This is a genomic window from Micromonospora sp. ATA51, from assembly GCF_016802855.1.
Lineage (GTDB): Bacteria > Actinomycetota > Actinomycetes > Mycobacteriales > Micromonosporaceae > Micromonospora > Micromonospora sicca.
Genome location: NZ_JAEVHJ010000453.1, coordinates 1 through 4,103 on the forward strand (window position 1 = coordinate 1; position 4,103 = coordinate 4,103).

General features: G+C 74.9%; 4 protein-coding genes. All 4 read right to left on the reverse strand.

The features are described from left to right. Nucleotides 1-337, reverse strand: a 337-nt coding sequence (locus tag JNW87_RS35720) for a Rho termination factor N-terminal domain-containing protein (RefSeq protein WP_238455220.1), incomplete at its 3' end; no start/stop codon positions are given. 294 nt (nt 338-631) lie between these two features. Next, nucleotides 632-1,570, reverse strand: a complete 939-nt coding sequence (thrB, locus tag JNW87_RS35725) for a homoserine kinase (protein WP_238455221.1) — start codon at nt 1,568-1,570, stop codon at nt 632-634. A gap of 113 nt (nt 1,571-1,683) precedes the next feature. Further along, on the reverse strand, nt 1,684-2,928 hold the full coding sequence (locus JNW87_RS35730) for an MFS transporter (RefSeq protein WP_109804945.1): 1,245 nt from the start codon (nt 2,926-2,928) through the stop codon (nt 1,684-1,686). Between the two features lie 9 nt (nt 2,929-2,937). Then, a complete protein-coding gene (locus tag JNW87_RS35735; RefSeq protein ID WP_109804946.1) occupies nt 2,938-3,759 on the reverse strand; it encodes a polysaccharide deacetylase family protein in 822 nt (273 codons plus the stop codon). Between the last annotated feature and the right edge of the window lie 344 nt (nt 3,760-4,103).

A 4,103-nucleotide genomic window follows, 5' to 3' on the forward strand; every position in this document is an offset into this window, starting at 1 on the left:
CCTGCTCGGCGGGGCGGCGCTCGGTATCGGCCCGCTCCTGGAGCACCTCGGCGTGTACCTCGTCCCGGGCGGGAGCGGCCGCGGCCGCGACCTCGGCCCGCGGTCGAGGGGTTCCGGCGGCGGCGCCGCCCTGCCGCTCGGTGATCGCGCTGATCAGCTCGCCCTTACGCATGCGAGCCGTACCGGAGATACCGAGCGACGCGGCCAGGCTCTGCAGCTCTGGCAGCAGCATCGCCGACAGGCCGGTACCGCTGCGCCGACGGCGTGTGGGGGCGGCGGTGGTGGCATCGCCAGCGACGTTGGAAACATCCGACGTCACGTCGGTGGTGTCGCTCAATGGATTCCTTCCCTCGATAGGCCGGGACTGCCCGGAGTCGAAAACCAGGTGGCCGGGCGGCCTCGGTGCACCCGCCTCGCATTGACGCGTCGCGGGAGTCTGTGACACAGCAGCCGGTCGGTTTCCCGACTCACCAACATCGGTGAGCAGGTCTCGCCGTCTGCGGCGACCTGTGGAAACTGCGGTGCGGCGTGGGCCTTGGCAGGGGTGACGGGCTGACCGCCGAGAGCTTCGGGGGTGCGCCGACCCGCAGGAGATCGCATGCTTCGCGGCTGTGCTGAGTCTAGAGCGTAATCAACTCTTCCGACCTGCGGCAACAGGGTCCCGCTCGGCGTGTCCCAGTCTACCCCGGGCAACCCGGGCACCGCTGACGTCTATGGGCAACTGCCAGAGCTGCCAGTCTGTTCCCGGGTCGAAGCCCGCTGGCACCTCGGTGAGGGCCAGCACGGTCGGTCCCGCCCCACTGACCACAGCCGCCACACCCGTCGCACGCAGGGCGCTGACCAGGGCCGCGGTCCCCGGCATGCCCGCGGCGCGGTAGTCCTGGTGCAGCCGGTCGACGGTGGCGGGCAGCAGCAGCCCCGGCGCCGCGGTCAGCGCGTGCACCAGCAGCGCCGCCCGGCCGGCGGTCAGCGCGGCGTCGGGATGCGGGACGGTGGCCGGCAGCGCGGCCCGCGCGGCGGCGGTCAGACCGCGTTCCGCGGGCACGAAGACGGTCGGCCGGACGCCGTCGGCGGCGGCCAGCGACACCGCGCGCGCCCCGGACGGCTCGGTCCAGGCGATGGTGAAGCCGCCGCGCAGGCAGGGCGCAACGTTGTCGGGGTGCCCCTCGATCTCGGCGGCCAGTCGCAGCGCCGCGTCGTCGTCGAGCCGCTCGGCCCCGTCGGTGACCAGCGCCCGGGCCAGCAGCACGCCCGCGACGATGGCCGCCGAGGACGAGCCCAGGCCGCGGGCCTGCGGGATCCGGTTGACGCACTCCAGCGCGAGGCCCGGCGGCTGTCCGCCCAGCACGTCGAACGCGGCCCGCATGGCCGTCGCGACCAGGTGCCGCTCGCCCTCGGGCAGCTCGCCGGCGCCCTCGCCCGCCACGGTCACGCGTACGCCGCCCGGGGTCACCTCGGCCGCCACGTCGTCGTACAGCCCGAGGGCCAGGCCGAGCGCGTCGAAACCCGGGCCCAGGTTCGCGCTGGTCGCGGGCACCCGGACCCGGACGGGCCCGGCGGTGAAAGTCATCGGCACCGGCTCATGCTAGGGCTCGGGACCGACATCGCGGCGGTCCGCCCGATCCATGGGAATCGAGCCCCACCCACCCGGGTGGTCGGGCCGCTCGCCGCGCCGCCGGCAGGTCAGGAGGCGGGGGTGGACTCCGGCTCGGTCGCCGGTTCGGTGAGGGAGAGCCGGCGGGTGGCCAGCCGCCAGCCGACGGCGTACACCAGGGTGACCAGTCCGCAACCGGCCAGCACGGTCCGCTCGTTCACGGTGTCCACCACCAGGGCCACCACCAGCTGGCTCAGCGAGATGGCCAGCGTCGCCAGCATCATGTCGGTGCCGAAGACCCGGCCGCGCAACCGGTCCGGCACCTCGCCCTGGAGGGCGTAGTTGGACAGCACCCAGTTGCTGCCGCCGCCGAAGTGGGCGAGGAAGACGAGCACCAGCACCAGCGGGAACCAGCCGACCACCGAGACGCCCAGGTAGGACAGGCCGTACAGCGACATCGACAGGGCCAGGCCGGGCAGCAGCCAGGCCCGGTTGGTGAGCACCCGCCGCATCAGGATCGGCCCGACCAGGGCGCCCGCGCCCCGGGAGGCGAAGAGCAGGCCGGTGCCGACCGCGCCCACCCCGTACACGCCGGCGAGCAGCGGGAACACGGTCAGCACCCCGTTGCCCAGCCCGACCGCCGACTTCACGGTGACCAGGGCCAGCACCCGAGGCCGGTGGCCGATGTAGCGCAACGCCTCGCGGATCGCCGGCCAGGTGCGCTGCACGGTGCCGCCGGGTTCGCGGGCGGCCTGCAACGGCCGGCGGATCAGCGCGGCCAGGCCCGCCGCGAGCGCCAGGCCGACCGCCGCCACCCAGAAGCAGGCGTACGGGCCGGCGGCGGCGCTCAGCATGCCGCCGAGCGAGGCGCCGACGACCGTCATGGTGCCCCAGGCGGAACCGGCGATCGCGTTGCCGGCGGCGAGGTCGTCCGGGTCGAGCACGTTGGGCAGGGCGGCCTGGGCGGCCGGCGAGTAGAACGCCTTCGCCACCGCCACGGCGCCGATCGCCACCATCGCCAGCCACGCCGTCCCGGCGCTGCGGACGCCGAGCAGCAGCAGGACGCCGACCAGCGCGGCGATGTTGGCCACCATCATGATCTTCCGGCGATCGAACCGGTCCGCGATGGTGCCGGTGTACGGCAGCAACAGGGCGACGGTGCCGGTGTCCACGGCCAGCACCAGCGCGCCCCAGACCCCGCTGCCGGTCAGCTCGGGCAGGAGCACCAGCAGGGGCACCATCACGAACCAGTCCGCCCCGAAGACCACCAGCTCGGCGAGGAAGAGGTTGCGGAAGTCGCGGTTGCGCACGAGGACCGAGAGGGTGGGCGACACGCCGGAACCCTACCGGGCCGGTAAGACGACCGTGCTGTGCCCGAGCAGCTGGGAGACCGTCACGAAGGTGTAGCCGCGGGCGCGCAGCCCGATGATCATGTCGGGCAGCCCGCGGAGCGCGACCAGCCGCCGTTCCGCACCGACGTCGTGGCCGAGCAGGATGGTGCCGGGCCGCACGTCGGCGACGATCCGCCGGGCGTGACCGGCCGGGTCGCCCGGAAACTCGCCCTCGACCATCTGCAGCGTCCAGAGCACCAGCCGGTAGTTCAGCCGGGCGGCGGCGTGCAGCACCGCCCCGCCGAGGTGCCCCCACGGCGGGCGGACCAGCCGGGGCGGCACCCCGGCCGCCTCGGCGATCGCGTCGTGGCTGCGCCGCAGGTCGTCGTAGGCGGCGTGCGCGTCGAGCCGGGCCAGGTCCTGGTGGACCCAGCTGTGGTTGCCCACCTCGTGCCGGCCCAGCCGCCCGCGCAGCAGCGCCGCGTGCTCCCTGGCCCGCGCCCCGACCAGGAAGAACGTGGCCGGTACGCCATGCTCGTCCAGCGTGTCGAGCACCATCGGCGTCCACTGTGGCAGCGGGCCGTCGTCGAAGGTGAGCGCGACCAGCCGGTCGCTGGTAGGCACCCCCCAGGTGACCTCGACGCCGCCGGCGCCGACCTGCTGGTGGCGGGTGCCGAGGGTGGCGCTGGCCGGGCCGTCGGCGAGCGGGAGGCGTCGGTCGGCGATCCAGGCGGTCTGGGTGCTGGCGGCGGTGCCCAGCGCGGCGCCGCCCGCCAGCAGGGCGGTCCGGCGCAGCAGCGCCCGGCGGCCCCACCGGCCCGCACCGTCCGCCATGGCCCCCTGCCCCCGCTTCGGACCGTCGCCCCTCCCGAAGCGATCCGACGCTCACAGTATGCGACAACTCACTCACGGTACAGGGTCGGACATCCGACGCGGTTTGCGCCACGGCGGACAAGCACGGAAACTCCCCGGCGGGCTCGCGCCTGCCGGGGGCGTCTCCAGGTCGTCAGCTCACTCGGTGGGCGGCAACGGTGACCGCCGGCTCTTCGGCAGGCGCAGCACCTCGAACTGGTCGGTCCCGTCGATCAGCGCCGCCGACGGCCGGGCCGGCGGGTTCGCGACCGCCCGGCTCGGCGGGGGCCGCCCCGGCCGCCGCCCACGTGGTCGCCGGCACCGGC